The sequence below is a fragment of the Pandoraea oxalativorans genome (genome assembly GCF_000972785.3).
Taxonomy (GTDB): domain Bacteria; phylum Pseudomonadota; class Gammaproteobacteria; order Burkholderiales; family Burkholderiaceae; genus Pandoraea; species Pandoraea oxalativorans.
The window spans coordinates 3,874,788-3,896,574 of the sequence record NZ_CP011253.3; the positions used below are offsets into that span (position 1 = coordinate 3,874,788).

The window sequence follows — 21,787 nt, forward strand, 5'->3', positions numbered from 1 at the left end:
CCATGAACACGCAAGTCGAAGGCTTCATGACGCAGACCGCACAGACCGCTGCACAAGTTGGCCGCTCGCGTCCGCATGAGTCGGCCGAGCTTCACGTCGCTGGCGAAGCCACCTACACCGACGACATTCCCGAGCTGCAAGGCACGCTGCACTGCGCGCTCGGCCCGTCGCCCAAGGCGCACGCCCGCATTCTCTCGCTCGATCTCGACGCCGTGCGCCGCGCGCCGGGCGTCGTCGCCGTGCTCACCGCCGCCGACATCCCCGGTGTGAACGATTGTGGCCCGGTCATCCACGACGATCCGATCCTCGCGGACGGTGTCGTCCAGTACATCGGCCAGCCGATGTTCGCCGTGGTCGCCGAATCGCACGACGCCGCCCGTCGCGCCGCACGTCTCGCCAAGGGCGAGTACGAAGACCTGCCCGCGATTCTCACGCCGCAGGCTGCCAAGGCCGCTGGCGCGGGGGTACTCCCGCCGATGCAGTTGCGCCGTGGTGACGCCGATGCCGCCCTCCGAGCCTCGCCCCATCGCATCAGCGGGACGTTCGAATGCAACGGGCAGGAACAGTTCTATCTCGAAGGTCAGATCTCGTACGCCATCCCCAAGGAAAACGACGGCATCCACCTTTATTGCTCGACGCAGCACCCGAGCGAGATGCAGGCGCTCGTCTCCCACGCGCTGGGCTGGCATAGCCACCAGGTGCACGTCGAGTGCCGACGCATGGGCGGCGGCTTCGGTGGCAAGGAATCGCAATCGGGTCTGTTCGCGTGCGTGGCCGCGCTGTGCGCCTCGCGTCTGAAGCGGCCCGTCAAGCTGCGTCTGGATCGTGACGACGACTTCATGATGACGGGCAAGCGTCACGGGTTCTACTTCGAATACGACGTCGGCTTCGACGACGATGGCCGCATCACCGGCGCGAAGGTCGACATGACGCTGCGCGCAGGCTTCTCGGCCGACCTGTCCGGCCCGGTCGCCACGCGCGCCATCTGCCACTTCGATAACGCCTATTTCGTGCCGGATGCCGATCTGCGCGCCCTGTGCGGCAAGACGAACACGCAGTCGAACACCGCCTTCCGGGGCTTCGGCGGCCCGCAAGGCGCGCTCATCATGGAGGTGGTGCAGGACGCCATCGCGCGACGTCTGGGCCGCGACGCCCTCGACGTACGCCGCGTGAACTTCTACGGCAAGACCGAGCGCAACACCACGCCGTACGGGCAACTCGTCAAGCACAACATCATCCACGAACTGGTCGCCGAACTGGAACAGACAAGCGACTATCGTGCGCGGCGCGACGCCGTGCGGGCATTCAACCGTACGAGTCCGGTACTGCGCAAGGGCCTTGCGCTCACCCCGCTCAAGTTCGGTATCTCGTTCAACGTGCAGGCCTTCAATCAGGCTGGCGCCCTCGTGCACGTCTACCGCGACGGCTCGATGCTCGTGAACCACGGCGGCACGGAGATGGGTCAGGGTCTGAACACCAAGGTCGCGCAGGTCGTGGCGCACGAGTTGGGCGTCGACCTCTCGCACGTGCGTGTCACGGCAACCGACACGACCAAGGTCGCGAACACGTCGGCCACCGCAGCCTCGACCGGCGCGGACCTGAACGGCAAGGCCGCACAGAACGCCGCGTGGCAAATCCGTCAGCGACTGGCGGAATTCGCGGCCAAGAAGTACGGCTGCGCAGCCGAAGAAGTGACGTTCGCCAACGATGTCGTCAGCGCGAACGGGAATCACATCCCCTTCCCCGACCTCGTGGAAGCGGCCTACTGGGCGCGCGTGCAACTCTGGTCGGACGGCTTCTACGCTACGCCGGGCCTGTCGTGGGATGCCAAGACCATGAACGGCAACCCGTTCTACTACTTCGCGTACGGCGCGGCGGTCTCGGAAGTCATCCTCGACACGCTCACCGGCGAATGGCGTCTGCTGCGCGCCGACGTGCTGCACGACGCAGGCAAGTCGATCAACCCGGCGCTCGACATCGGGCAGGTCGAAGGTGCGTTCATTCAGGGCATGGGCTGGCTGACGACGGAAGAACTGTGGTGGAACAAGGACGGCAAGCTCATGACGCACGCCCCCTCCACGTACAAGATCCCCGCCATCAGCGATTGCCCCACGGACTTCCGCGTGAACCTGTTCGAGAACGCCAACGTGATGGACTCGATCCACCGCTCCAAAGCGGTCGGCGAACCGCCGCTGCTGCTGCCGTTCTCGGTCTTCAACGCGTTGCGCGACGCCGTGGCCAGCGTGAACGACTATCGCGACGAACCGGTGCTGAACGCCCCGGCCACGTCCGAAGCGCTGCTCATGGCGATTACCGAGTTGCGCACGCGGAGCGCCGCCTGATGCATCGCTGGGTCGACGCCGCCCACAAACTGCTCGTACGCGGTGAAGCCGCCGTATTGGTGACGATCGCGCGCGTGGAAGGATCTGCACCGCGCGAAGCGGGCACCCACCTGCTCGTCACGCGCGAACACGTGTGGGAGACCATCGGCGGCGGTCATCTTGAATGGCGGGCGATGGACGTCGCCCGTCAGTTGCTGCGTCAGTATGGACAGCAAGGCGCGCGTCACGTTGAACGCTTCGCCCTTGGCCCGAGCCTCGGGCAGTGTTGCGGCGGTGCCGTGACCCTCGCCTTCGAGGTGCTCACACTGAGCGATCTGGCCTGGGTGAGCGCGTTGCACAAGCGTCTGGCGGCCGGAGAGGCGAGCCTGCGCAGCGTAGCCTTCGGTGCGCCCGGCGCAGACGCCGCTGCCAGTCAGCATCAGGGCGGGCCGGTCATGCTGACCGAACTCGACGCTGACGAACCTCTCGCTCACCCGCACACGCTCACCCGCGACGCCGACGACGCCGCCTGCTCCTTCTGGCAGGGCAGCGACGGCTGGCTATGGCTGAGCGAGCGTCTCGCGCCGAGCGACTTTCACATCGTGCTGTTTGGTGCGGGACACGTCGGACAGGCCATCGTGCAGGTGCTCGCCACGCTGCCGTGCCGCGTCACGTGGGCCGACGAGCGCACCGAAACGTTCCCCGAGACAGTGCCGCCGAATACCGTCGTGGAGTCCACGGACACGCCCGAGGCCGTCGTCACCGACGCGCCGCCGGGCGCGTTCTTCCTCGTCATGACGCACAACCATGCGCTCGACCAGCGTCTGTGCGAGGAGATCTTCAAACGTGACGATTTCGCCTATTTCGGGCTGATCGGGTCGATGACCAAGCGCCGCCAGTTCGAGCATCGCCTGCGCGACCGGGGCGTGCCGCCCGAGCGCTTCGAACAGATGATCTGCCCCATCGGCGTGGCAGGCATCTCCGGCAAAGCCCCCGCGACGATTGCGATTGCGGTAACGGCACAACTGCTACGTGTGCGCGAGCAACAGATGCGTCAGAGTGCACCGGCCGGCGCGCAGGACAGCGGCTTGCCTGCCTGAGACGCCGTCCGTCTCCCCGGACACCGAAGCGAGCGCCCGACGCGCCAATGCACGACAGGCGCCTACGACGGTAAAATCCCGCCCATCCCCCCTCACAAAGACACACCATGCCCCTCACGCCAGAACTCGCCAAGACCCTTTGCGCCATGCCCAAGGCGGAGCTGCATCTGCACATCGAGGGCACGCTGGAACCCGAGCTGATCTTCCAGCTCGCGCAGCGAAATCAGGTGAAGCTGCCGTATCCGAGCGTCGAAGCCCTGCGCGACGCGTACGCATTCACCGACCTCCAGTCCTTTCTGGACATCTATTACGCCGGTGCGAGTGTGCTGCTCACCGAAGACGATTTCTACGACATGACGCGCGCCTACATGACGCGCGCCGCCGCCGACAACATCCGTCACACGGAAATTTTCTTCGACCCGCAAACGCATACGTCGCGCGGTGTGTCGATGGCCACCGTCGTGAACGGCATCGAACGTGCACTGGCCGAAGCGCAAGCGCAGCACGGCATCACGAGCCGTCTGATTCTGTGCTTCCTGCGCCACTTGCCCGAAGAAGACGCCCTGCAAACGCTGGAAACGGCGCTGCCGTATTTCAACAGCCACGGCCATCGTCTCGTGGGTGTGGGCCTCGACTCGTCGGAACAGGGCCACCCGCCCAACAAGTTCGCGCGTGTCTTCGAGCGCTGCCGTGCGCTCGGGCTGCGTATCGTGGCGCACGCTGGCGAGGAAGGCCCGCCCGCGTACATTCACGAAGCACTGGACATGCTGCACGTGGAGCGCGTCGATCATGGCGTGCGCGCCATCGAAGACGAAGCGCTGCTCGATCGTCTGGCCCGCGAGAAGATCGCGCTGACGGTGTGCCCGCTCTCGAACGTGCGTCTCAAAGTGTTCGATCACATGGGACAGCACACGCTGCACCAGTTGCTCAAACGCGGGCTGGCAGTGACGATCAACTCGGACGACCCCGCTTACTTCGGCGGCTATCTCAATGAGAACTTCCTCGCGACGTTCGACGCCCTCGACATGACCCTGGAAGACGCTTACACGATGGCAAGGAACAGCTTCGAAGCCTCGTTCGTCGACGACAGCGAGAAGCGCCGCCTGGTCGGCGAACTGGACCGATTCAGGGCTGCACAGACCGCCTGATCGCTCGCGTGCTTCGCCTGACGTCAAACGCCCGAATCAGTCGGGCGTTTTTTTTATGCCTGCGCGACGTAAATCGAGGTGTGACCGCCTCGCCACATTACCTCCCGATGATGTGGAACATTCCCCATAAGGAATATTTTCGCCGGGACCCGATGCTATTTTTCGAGCGTGCCCTGATACACGTCGCAAGGTGCCCCCACACCGCGCAACGCCGGGCGCTCATCACACAGAAAATATCGGAGACAACACCCCATGGACTCATCGCTCAGCCCCCCGGCGAGTAATGTCGCAATCGATGCAGCGCCGGATGCGGCACACGGCAACACGCGCGTGGCGGGCGCGCAGCCGACGTCGACACTCGATCGCTATTTCGGTATCACCGCGCTCGGCTCCACGTTCCGCACCGAAGTGATAGCGGGTATCACGACTTTCCTCGCGGCGATGTACATCATCGTCGTGAACCCGGCCATTCTGTCGAAGACGGGCATGGCCTTCCCTGCGGCACTCACCGCGACCGTGCTCATCAGCTTCTTCGGCAGCTGTGCGATGGGACTCTACGCGCGCAACCCGGTACTGGTCGCGCCGGGCATGGGCCTGAACGCCCTGTTCGCCTTCACGATGGTGCACGGCGTGGGCATGCCCTGGCAGACAGCGCTGGGCTGCGTGTTCTGGTCAGGGATCCTCTTCGCGCTGCTCGCCGCGCTCAACGTGCGGCGCTTCGTCGTCGAAGCCATTCCTGCGAACCTGCGCTACGCGATCTCGTGCGGCATCGGTCTGTTCATTACGGTGATCGGTCTGGTCAACGCGAAGCTCGTGGTCAGCGACCCGGTCACGGTCGTGCGCCTGGCGCACCTGTCGCCGCCGACCGTCACGTTCCTCATCGGCCTTGCGCTCACGACCGTGCTCGTCGCACGCCGCGTGAACGGCGCGCTGATGATCGGTATCGTCGTCACCACCCTCATGGCCGTGCCCATCGGTCGCCTCTGGGGTGACGGCAGCGGCTATTTCCCCAAGGAAATCGCGACGGCCACGCTGGTGAACTTTCAGGGCTTCTTCGCCGCACCGGACTTCTCCGGCATCGGCCAGCTCGACTTGCTGGGCGCGCTGAAGGTGGCGTATATGCCCTTCATCTTCGTGATGCTCTTCACCGCGTTCTTTGATACCCTCTCGACCTTCATGAGCATTGCCGAAGCGGGCAATATGAAGGATCGCGACGGCAATCCGCGCAATATGCGTCAGGCGATGATCGTCGACTCGTTCTCGGTGCTGATCTCCGGCCCGCTCGGCACGAGCCCGGCCAACGCCTACATCGAGTCGGCGGCGGGCATCGCACAGGGCGGGCGCACCGGCCTGACCGCTGTCGTCTGCGCGCTGCTGTTCCTGCCGTTCCTGTTCCTGTCGCCGATGCTCTCGCTCGTGCCCGCCATCGCCACGGCCCCGGCGCTGATTCTCGTCGGTGTGTTTATGATGGAATCTGTGGCGCGCATCGAATGGCATCGCATGGACGAAGCCATCCCGAGTTTCATCGCGCTCGTGATGATTCCGATTTCGTATTCGATTACCGACGGCATCGCCTACAGTTTCCTCGCCTTCGTCGTCCTCAAACTATTCACGGGACGCGTCAAGGAAATCAAGCCTGCGATGTGGATCGTCGCCGCGCTCGCAGTGCTGCTGCTCACGCAAATGTAACGACACAAGGACCCCGCTAATGTCCACCACACACACGACGCCGCAGGCCCTGCGCGCCGTCCGCGCGCAACTGGTCTACTTCACGCACGATTCTGCGCGCGCCTATCTCGACGGCACGCCCGGCACCGTGCACCACGCGGACGGGATCGTCGCGTTCGAGAACGGCCGCATCACGGCCGTTGGCGATTACGCCAGGGTCGCACCGACGCTGCCCGCCGGGACGCCCATCGAGGACCTGCGCGACAAGGTCGTCACACCCGGCTTCATCGACACGCACATTCACTATCCGCAGACGGACATGATCGCGTCGCCCGCGCCGGGGCTGTTGCCCTGGCTCGAGAAGTACACGTTTCCGACCGAGCGCCGTTTCGAGAATCCGGAATATGCGGCAGACGTTGCGCAGTTCTTCCTCGACGAACTGCTGCGCGGCGGCACCACGAGCGCATTGGTGTACTGCACGGTGCACCCGGGCTCGGCCGACGCGTTCTTCAAGGAAAGCGATTCGCGCGACCTGCGCATGATCGCGGGCAAGGTGATGATGGATCGCAACTGCCCCGAGTTCCTGCGCGACACGGCCGAGGCCGGCGCACGCGACAGCGAAGCGCTGATTCAGCGCTGGCACAACAAGGGGCGTCAGTTGTATGCGCTCACGCCGCGCTTCGCGCCGACCTCGACCGAGGCGCAGTTGGGCGTTTGCGGCGAACTCGCCGAGCAGTATGAGGACGTGTTCATCCAGAGCCATGTCGCCGAGAACACCGACGAAGTCGAATGGGTGCGCTCGCTGTTCCCCGGACACCGCAGCTATCTCGACGTCTACGATCACTACAAGCTGCTGCGCAAGCGCGCCGTGTACGGTCACTGCATCTGGCTCGACGAGCACGATCGCCGCCGTATGTTCGAGACGGGAACGGTGGCCGCGCATTGCCCGACGTCCAACCAGTTCCTCGGCAGCGGCCTGTTCGACTTTGCCGCCGCCGAAGCGACGCGCATGCCGGTCACGCTCGCGACCGACGTGGGCGGCGGCTCCACGTTCTCGATGTTGCAGACGATGAACGAAGCGCACAAGGTCGCGCGTCTGTCGGGCTATCACCTCTCGGCCGAACGCATGTTCTACCTCGCGACCGAGGGCGCCGCGCACGCGCTGGATCTGCACGGCACCATCGGCACGCTCGCCGTGGGCGCCGAGGCCGACTTCGTAGTGCTCGATCCGAAGGCGACGCCGTTGCTCGCGCGTCGTACGGCGCTGGTCGAATCGCTCGAAGAGTTGCTGTTTGCGTTCGCCATGCTCGGCGACGATCGCGCGATTGCCACGACGTATGCCGCAGGCAAGCCGGTCCATCGCCGCGTGGCCGCCTGACCACCTGACCACCTGAGCGCCCGATGCACTGATCGCAGTCGTTGCACCGATCCGGTCTGTTAGTGCATGCCGCAGGCCCGATCTCTTACACGAGGACGTGGGCGTCGTCGCTCTGGCGGCGCACGCGCCCTCGTAGTCGCCGACCGTGCGCAAGGGGCAAACGGTCGGGGATCTCCTTGGGCAGCCAGTGGCTGCCCTTTTTTGCTTTTTGCAATGGCGTCGCCGTTGGCCGCGATGTCACGCAAACGTCGCTTGCGCGATCGCCCTGCGCCGATGCTATAATCCGCTTCGATTCATTGGGGAGTAGCCGCCCTGTCATAGACATCAGTCTTCGGCAGGGGCGTACGTCAACAGACTTGGCCGGTTCCGGCTATGGCGTGCGCAGCCCTCGGGCCTGGCGAGACCGATGACGATGCTTCCGCCACCCGGGCCGGGATGCATTGTCATTGGCTCGCATGTACACGGCCCGGCGGAGAAAAATAAGGTGTCCCCATTCCTCGTATCGACCGGTGTGGTCGCGCTTGCCGAAATCGGCGATAAAACCCAATTGTTGTCCCTTGTGCTCGCTGCGCGCTTCAAGAAGCCCGTACCGATCATTCTCGGCATTTTCGTCGCCACGCTCGTCAATCACGGCTTTGCCGGGGCGGTCGGCGAATGGCTGTCGACGGCCATCAGTCCCACCATCATGAAATGGGCCGTCGTGGCCTCCTTCATCGGCATGGCGATCTGGATTCTCATCCCCGACAAGCTCGACGACGAAGAGACCAACACGCGTCGCAAGTTCGGCGTGTTCGTCTCGACCGTCATCACGTTCTTCATTGCCGAAATGGGCGACAAGACGCAAATCGCAACGGTGATGCTCGCCGCGCGCTATCAGGACTTCTTCGGTGTCGTGGCGGGCACGACGCTCGGCATGATGCTCGCGAACGTGCCTGCCGTACTCGTCGGCCACAAGTTCTCGGGACGCTTGCCGACCCGCGCCGTGCATGCCGTGGCGGCCGTGATCTTCCTCGTGCTCGGCATCATCACGCTGATACAGTAAGCACTGCGCAATCACAGCGCGTCACGACGCGTCACGACGCGATAATGGCGATCAACGAAAAAGACCGGCCTGGGATCGGCCGGTCTTTTCTTGTATCCCTCACATCCGTCGGCACATCACTGCCCGACTTTCTGCTGGACGTTGACGGTTCGCCCGCTCGGGAACGGCAGTTGTTTGAGCGCCGCATCGATCAGGAACGGCATCGCGGAGGCCATCGACGTTCCGGCATCGCTCGTCTCGGCCTGCACGCGATACACCTCCTTGCCCGTGGGACGATCCGTGAAGCGCAGTTGCAATCCAGCCAGACCGTACGGGTAATCGCGCTGGACGTACGCCGGCGGCCCACCGTAGGGATAACCGTACCAGCCCCACGGCCGTCCCCACGGGCCCCACGGACCGGGGGCGAACATCGGGTCATAGGCCGGTTCCGTCACGCGCATCACCTGCTGCGTAATGCCGTAGGACATGCCGATCAGATAGTGCGCGCTCGATGGACTTTGCTCACTGAAACCGTCCCCCGCGAGACGCGTACGCAGCCACTGCTCGTACGTTGCATGCTCCTGATTGTTCTGCTGCTCGGGGGTGCGCGTGAACGCATAGGTGCGCGGCCCCTCGAAGCCCGGCGAAGTGCCGAACGCCGTGACCTGACTGGTCACCGTGCTGGCGCATCCGGCCAGCAACACGCTGGCGACGGCCAACGTCGCCATTCCCCATCGTTTCCACATGATTCAGGACTCCCGATTCCGAAACCTGCTGTAAGGCGCCTCAGCACTGCCGCGCCTCATCAGCCTGACTGGTCATTATCTTGCGACGATTTAAGCATAGGACGGCATCTCGCGCACATCCGAATCGTTTGACGGTTGCGTCGAACGAAAATTCGGCAAATTAACAGCTCGGACACTAAGCGCGCGCCACTCCGTTACAATTTGTGAATCCCTGGCCGTCCGCACATAACCGTCCATGCTCAGAACCGACCTCGCAGGTGTCATCGAACGTTCCGACTATACGCCCCCGGCGTATCTGATCGACACCGTCCAACTCGACTTCGACCTCGCCCCCGACGTGACCACCGTGACCAGCCGATTGCGCATCCACCGCAATCCGGCCGGCGCCGGCGCCGATCTCGAACTGGTGGGCCAGGGCCTGCAACTGGTCAGCATCGAGATCGACGGCAAGCCGTGGTCCGGCTACCGCACCGGCGAAGAAACGCTCACCGTCGTTGCACCGCCCGAAACGTTCGAACTCACGCTGGTCACCCGCTGCCGTCCGCAAGAGAACACGTCGCTCATGGGGCTGTACGTTTCCGGCGGCAACTTCTTCACGCAATGCGAAGCCGAGGGCTTCCGCAAGATCACCTACGTCCTCGACCGTCCCGATGTAATGGCGACGTACACCGTCACGTTGCGTGCCGAGCGCGAGACGTATCCGGTGCTGCTTGCCAACGGCAATCTGATCGATAAGGGCGATCTGCCGGACGGACGCCATTTCGCCGTCTGGGACGATCCGTTCAAGAAGCCGAGCTATCTGTTCGCGCTGGTCGCCGGACGTCTGGTTTGCCGTGAGGAACGCATCGTCGCTGGCGACGGCCGCGAAAAGCTCCTTCAGGTCTGGGTGCAGCCGCAGGATCTGGACAAGACCGAACACGCCATGCATTCGCTCGTCAACTCGATCCGCTGGGACGAGTCGCGTTTCGGCCGCGTGCTCGATCTCGATCGCTTCATGATCGTCGCCGTGAGCGACTTCAACATGGGCGCGATGGAGAACAAGGGGCTGAACATCTTCAACACGAAGTATGTGCTGGCCGATGCCGCAACGGCGACGGACGACGACTTCGGCAACATCGAAGCGGTGGTGGGTCACGAGTATTTCCACAACTGGACCGGCAACCGCGTGACCTGCCGCGACTGGTTCCAGTTGAGCCTCAAGGAAGGCCTGACGGTGTTCCGCGATCAGGAATTCTCCGCCGACATGATGGGCTCCGAGTCGGGACGCGCCGTGAAGCGCATCGACGACGTGCGCGTGCTGCATCAGGCGCAGTTCCCGGAAGACGCCGGTCCGATGGCGCACCCGGTACGCCCCGAGAGCTACGTCGAAATCAACAACTTCTATACGGTCACCGTCTACGAGAAGGGCGCCGAAGTCGTGCGCATGTATCAGACGTTACTCGGCCGTGACGGCTTCCGTCGCGGCATGGATCTGTACTTCGAGCGTCACGACGGGCAGGCCGTCACGTGCGACGACTTCCGCGCCGCGATGGCCGACGCCAACCAGCGCGACCTCACGCAATTCGGCCGCTGGTACAGCCAGGCCGGTACGCCGCGTGTGACGGTCGATGCCGTCTACGACGAAGCCGCCCGCACGTACACGCTCACGCTGACGCAACGCTGCCCGAAGGTCGGCGTCGAGTTGCACGACGAAACGCTCGTCAAGCAACCGTTCCACATTCCGTTCGCTGTGGGTCTGCTCGATCGCGACGGCCGCGACATGGTGCTGCGCCTCGACGGTGAAGCTGCCGACGCACCTGCGTCCACCACGCGCGTGCTCGACTTCACGCAGGAGCGTCAAAGCTTCACCTTTGTCGACGTCGCCCACACGCCGATGCCGTCGCTGCTGCGCGGCTTCTCGGCACCGGTGATCGTCGAACACGAGTACACCATCGACGAACTCGCGTTCCTGATGGCGCACGACAGCGATCCGTTCAATCGATGGGAAGCCGGGCAGCGTCTGGCGACGCGTCAGTTGCTCGCCCTCGTCGAATCGATTCAGATGGGCCAGTTGCCGAGCGTGGACAGCTATGTGCTCGAGGCCTTCCGCCAGGTGCTGCGCGACGAAACGCTCGATCCGGCGTTCCGCGCGCAGGCGCTGACGCTGCCCGCTGAGTCGTATCTCGGCGAACAGATGACGGAGATCGATCCGGCCGCCATTCATGCCGCGCGTCAGTATCTGCGTCAACGTCTGGCCGCATCGCTGCATACGGAATGGCTCGCGGCATATCACAACCATCGTGTGCCGGGCCCGTATCAGCCCGACGCCGCATCGGCGGGTGAGCGTGCGCTGAAGAACCTTGCCCTGTCGTATCTGATGGAACTGTCGGACGCAGGTGTGGCGCAAACCGCCCGCACGCAATACGACACGGCCGATAACATGACCGACCGCTTCTCCGCACTCACCGCGCTGGTGCAACGCGGCGGTGCGGCACGTGAAGGCGACGCCACGCATGGTACGAACCACGCCGCCGAAGCGCTCGTGGACTTTTATCAACGCTTCGAGAACGAGCCGCTCGCCATCGACAAGTGGTTTGCACTTCAGGCGATGCAGCGCGGCGACGGCAGCCACTGTGTGATCGATGCGGTGCGTGCGCTGATGGGGCATCCGGCCTTCACGCTGAAGAAGCCGAACCGCGCCCGCTCGCTGATCTTCAGCTTCTGCAGCGGCAATCCGGCGCAGTTCCACGCCACCGACGGTTCGGGCTATCGGTTCTGGGCCGAGCAGGTGCTGGCGCTCGACGCGCTCAACCCGCAGGTCGCCGCACGACTGGCGCGCGTGCTCGACCGCTGGCGCAAGTACACGCCGACGCTGCGCGAGCGCATGCGTGACGCCTTGCAGCAAGTGGCGCAGCATCAGGCGCTGTCGAAAGACGTGCGCGAGATCGTCGAAAAGGCGCTCGCCTGATCGATGTCAAAGGCATGCGGCCGAGGGCGATCGCCGTCACGGCCGCATGACTTCGAAGTATCCGCAGGTCAGGCGAAGCTTGTATGGCCAGCGCGGCCCCGCACCGATCAACGGCCGCAGCGCCGGCACGGGAATCATCACATCCTCGAACGTCCCGCCCATGAGAAAGTTGGCGGGATCGTTGCATAATTTCACCTTGCCGCTCATCGCACTAACGGTGATGTGCACGTCTTGCCCCGGGTAGGCGGGCGGATCGCGAAACGTGAGTTGATAGATCATCATCACGTCGGCGTCCGGTGGACTCTCGATCTCGTAGGTGCCGTTGGGCAGGTGCGAGTGAAACGTGAGGCGCAGCGACTCGTCGAACGCCGCGTGAGAGGCGACCGGCGAGCGAACTTCCGCGCGCACGCTCCACCAGTGGGGCGAGCCCTCCACGACATCCAGACGCACGTCGACAGGCAGAAAGCGCCGCTTTTCCTCGCCGTCGTAGCACCACGACTTCATGCAACCGTCGTAGTGCAATGCCGCGCGTTCGGGCGCGCCCTGCTCGTCGATCATCACCCTTGGATAGCGGCTGTCGACGGAAACTGGCGGCACGAGATCACCGCGCGAAAGGAGAATGAACTCTTCCATGCGCTACCTCCCGACTTCTGCTCTGCAATTCCGAGTCGTTGCCGCGAGCGTGTCCCGCTGTCACCCGCATAGGCGCGCAAGTTGCCATCTCTCACGGTGCTGATGGATGCGCGCCATTTGGAGCGCAGTCTAGGCGACGAAATGCATTTGCGCACCTGTCAACCCTGACAGGTGCGGCGTCGCGCCGTCCCTTCCCAAGCGTTCGGCATTGGCCTGGTAGGCCGCTTCGGTTTGCAAGTCCGCCATGATCGGGATCTCCGGTTGCGGTGAGCGCTCGCACGACGAAGGGATGGGGAATCGCCCTCGTCAGCGTGAGGCACGATTTACTGCGAAATCTTCTCCAGCGCGATGTCCTTCGTGCGCGGTCCCATCAGGCCGATCACGAGCATGACGATCAGCATGGCGCACGAGATGAACGCGAACACACCGGTCACGCCGAAATTGCGCAGCACCGACGCAATCAGAAACGCCGTAAAAATCGCCGAGAAGCGGCTCCACGAATAGACGAAACCCACCGCCCGCGCGCGAATGCCCGTGGGGAATAACTCCGTCTGATACGCGTGATAGCTGTACGACATGATGTTGTTCGCGAGCGTCAGGCCAATGCCCATCGCGATCAGCATCACCGACGACGTGACTTGCGAGAACACCATCCCGCACACGATGCCGATACCGGCCGTCCACACGATGGCGTGCTTGCGCTCGACCTTGTCGGCCATCCACAGCCCGATCAGCGGGCCGACCGGTGCGGCCAGTGCGATCACGCTCGAATACGCGAGACTCGTCGTCACCGTGATGCCCTGCTTGATCAGCAGCGTCGGCACCCAGTTCGCAAAGCCGTAGAAGCCGACCGTCTGGAAGATGTTGAACAGAATCATCATGATGGCGCGCTTGCGATACGGCGGCACCCACATGTCGCGAAACGCGCTCTTGGGCACGACCGGCTCCGGCACGCCCGGCGGGGGCAACGGCCTGCCGTACTCGCGTTCGACCTTCGCTTCGAGCGCGCTGAGCACCCGCTCCGCTTCATCCAGACGCCCCTTCTGCGCCAGCCAGCGCGGGCTCTCCGGCAGGGCACGGCGAATCCACCAGACGAACACCGCACCGTGCGCGCCGATGAGCACCACCCAGCGCCAGCCTTCCAGACCGAGGAATTCGCGCGGCACGAGCCAATACGCCAGCAGCGCCACGACCGGTACCGCCGTGAAACCGACGGCCTGTTCGCACGCAAAGGCACGCCCGCGAATCTGTTTGGGTACGAGTTCCGCGATGTAAGTGCCGATCGTCACCAGTTCCACGCCGATGCCGAGGCCCACCACGAAGCGCCAGAAGTTCACGCCGGTGGCCGTCTCCTGAAACGCCATGATGACGTTGGCGACGGTGTACCAGAGCAGTGAGCCGGTAAACACCGCGCGACGCCCGAAGCGGTCAGCGAGAAAGCCGCACGCAATGGTGCCGATGAACAGGCCGGAGAACAGCGCGGCGATAAAGCTCGCCACACCGGTCGTGCCGAACAGGCCCGGTGTCGTAGGCGTGAGGATGCCGCTCTTCACCAGCCCCGGTGCGATGTAGCCGGTGTAGAGCAGGTCGTAGAGTTCGAAGAAGAAACCGAGACTAAGCAGCACCACCAGTTTCCAGACAGTGCGGGTCGGGGGCAGACGGTCGAGACGGGCGGAAATGTCGCCCGCGCTCAGGCGGGTTGCCGCTGTCGTTGCTTGAGCGGCGTGAGGTATGGAAGGCATTGATACGTCGGGGGATGGCATGGAAATCGTCTCCGGGCCCGTTCGGTCATGGCCGAACTGCTCACAGTCCGACGTCTCTTCGGACATCGGATACACCATGAATCGACAGGCGCGAGGCCGAAATTGTGCCACGAATGACACCGCGCCAGTCACCTTTGCCACGCACCGCGAAAAATTGCGATGTTCACCAACAACGGCACAGCCGCTTTCCGATGCGACCGTACGCAGCACATCGTGTCGAATCGTCGCCGTGCCGCGGCATGCATCGCACGCAGCGAAACCGTCGCGACGCGCGTTACTGCAATGCCGTCGCTTTCAATTCGTCGAAGCTGACGATGCGCCCCGCCAGTGCGCTCGCCGCGACCGTATAGGGACTCGCGAGCCAGACGCTGCCCGGTCCCGAGCGCCCCGGAAAGTTGCGATTGATCGCGCTGATCGTGACCTGATCGGAAGACGTCGATTGCCCCGGTCCGCAGTTCGCACACGCGCCGCAGCCGGGCATGATGAGCGTCACGCCCGCGTCCTCGAACGTCTTCAGATAGCCTTGCGCTTCGCAATAGGCGCGCACGTCCATCGTGCCGAATTGCAGGAACAGCGACCGCCCCTGTGCGACGCGCAGTCCATGGGCGACGCCCCACGCGAGGACGTCGTGATAGGCGTCGAAGTCGTCGCGCTTGCCTGCGGTGCAGGAGCCGCCGTAGGCGATGTCGATGACGACGGGGGCGTCCAGTTCGGCGAGCGCCACGCCGTTGCCGGGGTCGCCCGGACGCGCGAGCATCGGCGTGAGCGTGGCGGCGTCGATGCGGATCACGTCGCGATAGTGCGCGCCGACGTCGCTCGTCATCCACGGTTCGAGCGTGAAGTCGATGCCCCGCCGTTCTTTGAGGAATGCCACCGTTTTCTCATCCGGTGCGACGATGCCGGTAAAGCCGCCCAGCTCCGCCACCATATTGGTCAGCGTGGCGCGCTCGTCGACCGACATGGCCTGCACGGCGCTGCCCGCATATTCGAAGACGAGGCCGATGGCGCCGCCGCTGCGGATGGCGTCGAGGCGCAGCAGATGGAGCACGATGTCCTTGGCCGTTACACCCGGCGCGAGGTCGCCGTCGATCTCGATGCGCAACGTCTGCGGCACCTTGCAGCGCACATAGCCCGTCACCCAACTGTTCGCGATGTCCGTAGCCCCTGCGCCGAACGCGAGGCAGCCGAGTGCGCCCGCATGCGGCGTGTGCGAGTCGGTGCCGATCACGATCTGGCCGGGCAGCGCGTAGCGCTCGGCCATGAGGGCGTGGCAGATGCCGTCGGCGCCGCGTTCACCGTCGTCTGCGAGTTGCCCGTGCGCCAGTACCGGGTAGCGCGCGACGAACTCGCGATGACCGCTGGTCAGATTCGCGACGCCGGGCAACAACCCTTGCGAGACGTGCGGGACGCTCTGCGCCGCCAGGACCAGATGGTCCTGAAACGCGATAATGCGCGCCGGATCGTGCAGCGCCGCCGGTTCGCCGAACGCACGATGCATCAGATGCGCGCACATCCCCGTGAAGTAGTCGTGCGAGAAGCGCCAGTCGACACGCACGAACACACCGTCGCCGTGCTCCGCCCCCGGCGTGGCCGGATGCAGGCGGCGTGCCATGATCTTTTCGACGAGGGTGCGCGGGGGCTGGGCGGGTGCCTTCGCCGCGTCGTCATGCGCGAGCGGCGCAGGCCACTGTGCAAACTTGCTGTACGCGAGCAGACCGCCGCTACGGATGATCTGCTGCGTGAGGGCGTCGCGCCCTTTGAGGAATTCGGTAATGGGAATGGCTTCGCCCGCGAGAATGCGATCGAGCACACCGAAATCGGTCGTCGTCAGAACGCCGATGTTGTCGCAGTTCTGCTGATAGATACGCTCGAAGCTCTCGGCGACAATCAGACGGATACCTGCCGACAACTCCGCCAGCGGACTCGACTCACGCGACGAGCCTTTGCCATAGCGCTTGCCTGCGACGGTGACCTGAAAGCCGCCGCGACGCACCTCGTGCTCGCCTACAGGCATCTCGTTTCCCGCTTTGAAACCGACGTACGGATAGCGTCCGAGCCGCTCGTCGTACGTCAGCATGACGGTCACAGGCGTGATTTCGTCCGTTGAAACGTTGTCGCGCAGCACGCCCGCCTCGGCGCGCGTGACGGACTCGCCCGACAACTGGCGGCGCACGATGGCCGGGGCGTCGGACAGAAACAGCACGCGGCCGTCGAAACGAATGATGTCTTCCATGCGGCAATAACCTCCGGAAGACAGCATAGCGGCCGGGTCGTCGCCCTGCCGTGCCGTCTGGGCAAGGCGGGCGTGACCGATGGCGAAGGAAGGCGCAGGCGCCCGGAGGCTTAGCGGGTCTGCGCGCCCTGCCCTTGCGCGAGGAAATTCACCACGGCCGACGCCGTCGCACTAAGTTGCTCACGCGACGGAAAGACCAGCCAGAGCTGACGATGCGCCCACTCGTCGGTAAGCGGACGCACCACGACATCGAGCTTGCCGACGTACAACTGCCCCACCTGCTCGGGGGCGATGGCGATGCCCAGTCCGGCGTGCGCCATGCGGCACAGGGCGTCGAGGCTGGAGACACGGATCTTGATACGCAGCGACTCGCCCGCCGCACTCGCCTGCTGACGCAGCATCTGCGTGAGCGCGCTATTGCCCTGAAGCCCCACCAGCGTCTCGCCGACGCACGCGGAAAACGGGATGTCGCCGGTCCGCGCCGCGAGCGGATGCCCTGCGGGCAGGATCACGGCGAGCCGGTCGCGGCGGTACGGCACCATCGTGAACGCCTCGATGCCCTCAAGGGTATTGCAGATGCCGACGTCTACCGCGCGCTCGGACACGCGTTGCAGCACTTCGTTGCTGTGCTGTTCGTCGAGTTCGACATCCACCGCGGAGAAGACACGCCCGAACGCCGCCAGATCTTCCGGCAGGAACTGCACGATGGCCGACAGATTGGCCGCAATGCGCACGCTGCCGCGCGCGCCCTCATGGAATTGGGACAGTTCGGCGCCCAGCGATTCGATCGTGCCTAGAATACGTTCGGCGTAACGGCGCACCGTCTCGCCCACCGGCGTGACGGTGATGCCGCGCTGGTGACGCTGGATGAGAGGGAGTCCCACGATGGCTTCGATGTCGGCAATGCGACGACTGATCGCCGAAGGCGCGATGAACTCGCGCTCGGCGGCACGCGCCATGCTCCGCTCCTGGCAGACGGCCACGAAAAGACGCAAAGAAGTGAGGTCAAGCTTGCGGAGAAGGTTTTCCATACCCGTACGGCAATACACCGGAAATGCCGGAAACGCCCGGCTGGCGCGGCCCCGCGAGGAGCACGTCTTTTGCTGGACAAACAACGAATCGACGCCTATTATACGCATCGCGTACACATTCCTGCCGACCCGACCATGAGTGCACAGCAGACTTTCCTGCGCGACGCGATGCGTCGCCTGAACATGACCCGCGACACCTTCGCCGAGCGCATCGGCGTTCGTCGGCGCGCCCTCGACACCTGGCTGCTGCCCGAAGATTCCAGCGAATATCGCACGATGCCGAGCATCGTGGAGAAATTCGTCGGTGAAATTCTCGGTCGCGAAGCGCCGTCTGCGGAATCTACGCAAAGCGCACACAAGCCGCTGCGTGAACGCATGGGCCTCGACGGCAAGCCGCATCTGATCTCCGTCGACCAGTTCTCGCGCGATTCGCTGGAAGAATTGTTCCACGTTGCCGACATCATGCAGCCGATCGCGCGCCGCCAGAAGATCTCGCGCGTGCTCGAAGGCGCGGTACTCGGCAATCTGTTCTTCGAAGCCAGCACCCGCACCCGCGTGAGCTTCGGCTCCGCCTTCTGCCGCCTCGGCGGCTCGGTGTGCGACACGACCGGCTTCACGTTCTCGTCGATGGCCAAGGGCGAATCGATCTACGACACGAGCCGTGTCATGAGCGGTTACGTCGACGCGCTCGTCGTGCGTCACCCGGAAAAGGGCTCGGTCGCCGAATTCGCGCGCGCCACGAACATTCCCGTCATCAACGGTGGCGACGGCCCGGGCGAACACCCGAGTCAGGCCATTCTCGATCTGTACACCATCGGCCGCGAGTTCTCGCGTCTGGGCAAGCTGGTCGACGGCGCGCACGTGGCGATGGTCGGCGACCTGCGCTACGGCCGCACGGTGCACTCGCTCATCAAGCTGCTCGCGCTGTATCGTGGCCTGAAGTTCACGCTGATCTCGCCGCCGTCGCTGGAAATGCCGACGTACATTCTCGACCAGATCTCGCAGAACGGCCACGTCATCGTGCAGAGCAACTCGCTCGCCGATCTGGCCGGTGCAGACGTGGTCTACGCGACGCGCATCCAGAAAGAGCGCTTTGCCGACGAGGCCATCGAAGGCTACACGCCGGACTTCCAGATCAACGAAGCGCTGATCAACCAGTATTGCGATAGCCGCACGATCATCATGCACCCGCTGCCGCGCGACAGCCGCCCGGGTGCCAACGATCTGTCGACGGACCTGAATCACGATCCGCGTCTGGCCATCTTCCGTCAGACGGACAACGGCATTCCGGTACGCATGGCGATCTTCGCGATCCTGCTCGGCGTGGACAAGCAAGTACAGCACAGCATGCGCGACGCCGCCTGGCGCTCGCCGTCGCACATCGGTCCGGACGACGCGCTGTTCGACGGTCTCGACTGATTTCGCACGCCACGAACGCGTCGGAGAAATCCGAATCGTTCGTCGGACGATGCCGATACTGCACTGCCCCCGGGGATTTTTCGCGGGGGCAGTGTCGCTTTACGAGTAAAATTGCGGGCATCTCGATATGTACGCTTTTTCGCTTTTCCGGAGGCCCACATGCGGCGCAAGACCCTTACCCAATATCTGATCGAACAGCAGCGGGAATTCAACAACATTCCTGCCGAGCTTCGTTTGCTGATCGAAGTCGTCGCACGTGCGTGCAAGTCCATCAGCCACGCCGTGTCCAAGGGCGCGCTCGGTGGCGTGCTAGGCAGCGCCGGTAGCGAGAACGTGCAGGGCGAAGTGCAGAAGAAGCTCGACGTGATTTCCAACGAGATCATGCTCGAAGCGAACGAATGGGGCGGCCATCTGGCGGCAATGGCCTCGGAAGAGATGGAAGACGTCTTCCACATTCCGAACCGCTATCCGCAGGGCGAATACCTCCTGATGTTCGACCCGCTCGACGGTTCGTCGAACATCGACGTCAACGTGTCGATCGGCACGATCTTCTCGGTGCTGCGTTGCCCGGAAGGCGTGACGGACCCGACCGAGAAGGACTTCCTTCAACCGGGTACGCAGCAAGTGGCGGCCGGTTATGCGGTGTACGGGCCGCAAACGGTGCTGGTGCTCACGACGGGTCATGGCGTGAATTGCTTCACGCTCGATCGCGATATGGGCTCGTGGGTGCTGACGCAGGAAGGCATGCGCATTCCGGAAGACACCAAGGAATTCGCGATCAACATGTCGAACGAGCGTCACTGGTATCCGCCGGTTCAGCGTTACATCGGCGAGTTGCTGCAAGGCAAGGAAGGCGTGCGCGGCAAGGACTTCAACATGCGCTGGATCGCCTCGATGGTGGCGGACGTGCATCGCATTCTGACGCGCGGCGGCGTGTTCATGTACCCGGCCGACAAGCGCGATCCGGACAAGCCAGGCAAGCTGCGCATCATGTACGAAGCCAACCCGATGAGCTTCCTCGTCGAGCAGGCGGGCGGTGCTGCCACGAACGGTACGCAGCGCATTCTCGACATTCAGCCGCAGAAGCTGCATGAGCGCGTTGCGGTGTTCCTCGGCTCGAAGAACGAAGTCGAACGGGTGACCGGTTATCACCACGAAGCCGACAAAAAGTAAGCGACGCGAGGACGCGGTTTCGTCGTCGCGACGATGATGCGATGTCGTGAAATTTCCTTCGCGACGACGGAAGCGCAGGATTTCTGAACTTTCAATGATTTACGCGTGACTGACGCAGTCACAGCAAAAAATCTTCGAAAAAAGTAGTGACAAATCCGTAAAGTCTGCTAATATCTCACTTCTTCGCAGCGCCGGAGTAGCTCAGTCGGTAGAGCAGCTCATTCGTAATGAGAAGGTCGGGGGTTCGATTCCTCTCTCCGGCACCAGCGACTTACTCAGTCCCTGGTGATGCAAGCAAGACGAAGTACTTAGCAGTCAACAGAAAAGCCGCCCGATCCTGTCGCGCGGCTTTTTTGTTTTTCGGCGCATCTGTGATGCCGGAGGGAGGAATCGAACCCTCCCCCACCCTCCCCCTCTGCGCAGTCCCTCATCGCTTTCCGGCGTGACCTTCGTCGTCATCGATGGCGTTGTCGTTCGCGCCTTCTTCGTCTTCAGCGGGTTGCGCCATCCATTCGTGATATCCCGCGACACCCATCTTGCGCATCAGCGCTTCGTTACGCTCGTAAATCGTTTCGGCTTCCGGGAACGCCTCCACCGCGCGGTCGATACTCGCTTCGCGCAGCAAATGCAGAATCGGATACGGCGAGCGGTTCGTGAAATTCTCGGCGTCGTCCGGATCGGTGCCTTCGAACTGATAGTCCGGATGGAAACTCGCGATCTGTAACTCGCCTTCGAGCTGCAACTGCTTGAGCATGCGCTCGGCAAAAAACAGTGCGTCGTTGTACTCGTGGAAGTCGAGCAACGCGACCGGCACCATCAACAGCGTCGTATCGACAGCTTGCGGGTCGGCCTGCGCCAGCCATTGCAGTTCCTTCTCCAGATCGAGCAGCACGCCCTCCATATCGCGCGCGGCGCTCACGACATACCGAATCTGATCTTTGACGTGCACCGCCTTCGCAAAGGGGCAGAGGTTCAAGCCGATCACGGCGCGCGTGAGCCAGTGACGCGTCGCCGCAATCACGGCCTCGTTGTCCTGCGTCTGCAACGGGCTCGTCGAGGATGCGGCGTCTGGAATGTTTTTCTCCGTCATACAAAAGCGTGGCGATGATTCATGAATACCGCATTGTAGTGCGGCATTTGCGCCGCGTCGGTATGTCCGTCATGGAGAACCCGACGGGGCGAATGCCAAAACCCGCGCGCGGCGCG

The 21,787-nt window shown here is 63.7% G+C and carries 15 protein-coding genes, 1 tRNA gene and 1 riboswitch; of the genes, 10 read left to right on the plus strand and 6 right to left on the minus strand.

Annotated features, from left to right (window positions below; all coding sequences use genetic code 11):
- Positions 1 to 2: 2 nt before the first annotated feature.
- From xdhB to MB84_RS17060, 6 genes are all read left to right on the plus strand, one after another.
- Positions 3 to 2,342, plus strand: a complete 2,340-nt coding sequence (gene xdhB, locus MB84_RS17035) for a xanthine dehydrogenase molybdopterin binding subunit (RefSeq protein WP_046292619.1) — start codon at positions 3 to 5, stop codon at positions 2,340 to 2,342.
- Positions 2,342 to 3,421 (plus strand): xanthine dehydrogenase accessory protein XdhC, encoded by a 1,080-nt coding sequence (gene xdhC / locus MB84_RS17040; protein ID WP_046292620.1) that lies wholly within the window; start codon positions 2,342 to 2,344, stop codon positions 3,419 to 3,421. The genes xdhB and xdhC overlap by 1 nt, the downstream gene beginning before the upstream one ends.
- A gap of 107 nt (positions 3,422 to 3,528) precedes the next feature.
- Positions 3,529 to 4,569 carry an adenosine deaminase gene (locus MB84_RS17045; RefSeq protein WP_046292621.1) on the plus strand — a complete coding sequence of 347 codons (1,041 nt, stop codon included), beginning with the start codon at positions 3,529 to 3,531 and terminating at the stop codon, positions 4,567 to 4,569.
- A gap of 252 nt (positions 4,570 to 4,821) precedes the next feature.
- Positions 4,822 to 6,258 carry an NCS2 family permease gene (locus tag MB84_RS17050; protein ID WP_245725393.1) on the plus strand — a complete coding sequence of 479 codons (1,437 nt, stop codon included), beginning with the start codon at positions 4,822 to 4,824 and terminating at the stop codon, positions 6,256 to 6,258.
- A gap of 19 nt (positions 6,259 to 6,277) precedes the next feature.
- Positions 6,278 to 7,615, plus strand: coding sequence for a guanine deaminase (guaD, locus tag MB84_RS17055; RefSeq protein ID WP_046292622.1), 1,338 nt, complete (start codon positions 6,278 to 6,280; stop codon positions 7,613 to 7,615).
- A gap of 286 nt (positions 7,616 to 7,901) precedes the next feature.
- Positions 7,902 to 8,086, plus strand: a riboswitch (yybP-ykoY riboswitch).
- Between the two features lie 13 nt (positions 8,087 to 8,099).
- Positions 8,100 to 8,657: a TMEM165/GDT1 family protein gene (locus tag MB84_RS17060; protein ID WP_046293920.1), complete on the plus strand. Its 558-nt coding sequence runs from the start codon at positions 8,100 to 8,102 to the stop codon at positions 8,655 to 8,657.
- A gap of 116 nt (positions 8,658 to 8,773) precedes the next feature.
- Here the strand turns inward: MB84_RS17060 and MB84_RS17065 are convergent, their stop codons facing one another.
- Positions 8,774 to 9,382 carry a DUF4136 domain-containing protein gene (locus MB84_RS17065; RefSeq protein ID WP_046292623.1) on the minus strand — a complete coding sequence of 203 codons (609 nt, stop codon included), beginning with the start codon at positions 9,380 to 9,382 and terminating at the stop codon, positions 8,774 to 8,776.
- 235 nt (positions 9,383 to 9,617) lie between these two features.
- On the opposite strand from MB84_RS17065, the gene pepN reads away from it, so the two are divergent.
- Positions 9,618 to 12,329 carry an aminopeptidase N gene (gene pepN / locus MB84_RS17070; RefSeq protein WP_046292624.1) on the plus strand — a complete coding sequence of 904 codons (2,712 nt, stop codon included), beginning with the start codon at positions 9,618 to 9,620 and terminating at the stop codon, positions 12,327 to 12,329.
- 36 nt (positions 12,330 to 12,365) lie between these two features.
- Here the strand turns inward: pepN and MB84_RS17075 are convergent, their stop codons facing one another.
- The 4 genes from MB84_RS17075 to MB84_RS17090 all read right to left on the minus strand — a co-directional run bounded on the left by MB84_RS17075 (position 12,366) and on the right by MB84_RS17090 (position 17,917).
- Positions 12,366 to 12,962: a hypothetical protein gene (locus MB84_RS17075; protein WP_046292625.1), complete on the minus strand. Its 597-nt coding sequence runs from the start codon at positions 12,960 to 12,962 to the stop codon at positions 12,366 to 12,368.
- Between the two features lie 323 nt (positions 12,963 to 13,285).
- Positions 13,286 to 14,704: an MFS transporter gene (locus MB84_RS17080; RefSeq protein ID WP_046292626.1), complete on the minus strand. Its 1,419-nt coding sequence runs from the start codon at positions 14,702 to 14,704 to the stop codon at positions 13,286 to 13,288.
- 295 nt (positions 14,705 to 14,999) lie between these two features.
- Positions 15,000 to 16,958, minus strand: coding sequence for an aconitase family protein (locus MB84_RS17085; RefSeq protein ID WP_046292627.1), 1,959 nt, complete (start codon positions 16,956 to 16,958; stop codon positions 15,000 to 15,002).
- 110 nt (positions 16,959 to 17,068) lie between these two features.
- On the minus strand, positions 17,069 to 17,917 hold the full coding sequence (locus tag MB84_RS17090; protein WP_483825099.1) for a LysR family transcriptional regulator: 849 nt from the start codon (positions 17,915 to 17,917) through the stop codon (positions 17,069 to 17,071).
- Positions 17,918 to 18,124: 207 nt separating this feature from the next.
- On the opposite strand from MB84_RS17090, the gene MB84_RS17095 reads away from it, so the two are divergent.
- From MB84_RS17095 to MB84_RS17105, 3 genes are all read left to right on the plus strand, one after another.
- Positions 18,125 to 19,408, plus strand: coding sequence for an aspartate carbamoyltransferase (locus tag MB84_RS17095; protein WP_039402605.1), 1,284 nt, complete (start codon positions 18,125 to 18,127; stop codon positions 19,406 to 19,408).
- 159 nt (positions 19,409 to 19,567) lie between these two features.
- Positions 19,568 to 20,581, plus strand: coding sequence for a class 1 fructose-bisphosphatase (locus MB84_RS17100; protein WP_046292629.1), 1,014 nt, complete (start codon positions 19,568 to 19,570; stop codon positions 20,579 to 20,581).
- A gap of 190 nt (positions 20,582 to 20,771) precedes the next feature.
- Positions 20,772 to 20,847 (plus strand) — tRNA-Thr (locus MB84_RS17105).
- Positions 20,848 to 21,008: 161 nt separating this feature from the next.
- Here MB84_RS17105 and MB84_RS17110 read toward each other — a convergent pair.
- Positions 21,009 to 21,671 (minus strand): DUF1415 domain-containing protein, encoded by a 663-nt coding sequence (locus MB84_RS17110; RefSeq protein ID WP_046292630.1) that lies wholly within the window; start codon positions 21,669 to 21,671, stop codon positions 21,009 to 21,011.
- Positions 21,672 to 21,787: the final 116 nt, after the last annotated feature.

Excerpts from the sequence above, each read along its gene's own strand:
- xdhB (WP_046292619.1), top strand. The coding sequence starts at position 3 with ATGAACACGCAAGTCGAAGGCTTCATGACGCAGACCGCACAGACCGCT.
- xdhC (WP_046292620.1), top strand. The coding sequence starts at position 2,342 with ATGCATCGCTGGGTCGACGCCGCCCACAAACTGCTCGTACGCGGTGAA.
- MB84_RS17045 (WP_046292621.1), top strand. The coding sequence starts at position 3,529 with ATGCCCCTCACGCCAGAACTCGCCAAGACCCTTTGCGCCATGCCCAAG.
- MB84_RS17050 (WP_245725393.1), top strand. The coding sequence starts at position 4,822 with ATGGACTCATCGCTCAGCCCCCCGGCGAGTAATGTCGCAATCGATGCA.
- guaD (WP_046292622.1), top strand. The coding sequence starts at position 6,278 with ATGTCCACCACACACACGACGCCGCAGGCCCTGCGCGCCGTCCGCGCG.
- MB84_RS17065 (WP_046292623.1), bottom strand. The coding sequence starts at position 9,382 with ATGTGGAAACGATGGGGAATGGCGACGTTGGCCGTCGCCAGCGTGTTG.
- pepN (WP_046292624.1), top strand. The coding sequence starts at position 9,618 with ATGCTCAGAACCGACCTCGCAGGTGTCATCGAACGTTCCGACTATACG.
- MB84_RS17075 (WP_046292625.1), bottom strand. The coding sequence starts at position 12,962 with ATGGAAGAGTTCATTCTCCTTTCGCGCGGTGATCTCGTGCCGCCAGTT.
- MB84_RS17080 (WP_046292626.1), bottom strand. The coding sequence starts at position 14,704 with ATGCCTTCCATACCTCACGCCGCTCAAGCAACGACAGCGGCAACCCGC.
- MB84_RS17085 (WP_046292627.1), bottom strand. The coding sequence starts at position 16,958 with ATGGAAGACATCATTCGTTTCGACGGCCGCGTGCTGTTTCTGTCCGAC.
- MB84_RS17090 (WP_483825099.1), bottom strand. The coding sequence starts at position 17,917 with ATGGCGCGTGCCGCCGAGCGCGAGTTCATCGCGCCTTCGGCGATCAGT.
- MB84_RS17095 (WP_039402605.1), top strand. The coding sequence starts at position 18,125 with ATGAGTGCACAGCAGACTTTCCTGCGCGACGCGATGCGTCGCCTGAAC.
- MB84_RS17100 (WP_046292629.1), top strand. The coding sequence starts at position 19,568 with ATGCGGCGCAAGACCCTTACCCAATATCTGATCGAACAGCAGCGGGAA.
- MB84_RS17110 (WP_046292630.1), bottom strand. The coding sequence starts at position 21,671 with ATGACGGAGAAAAACATTCCAGACGCCGCATCCTCGACGAGCCCGTTG.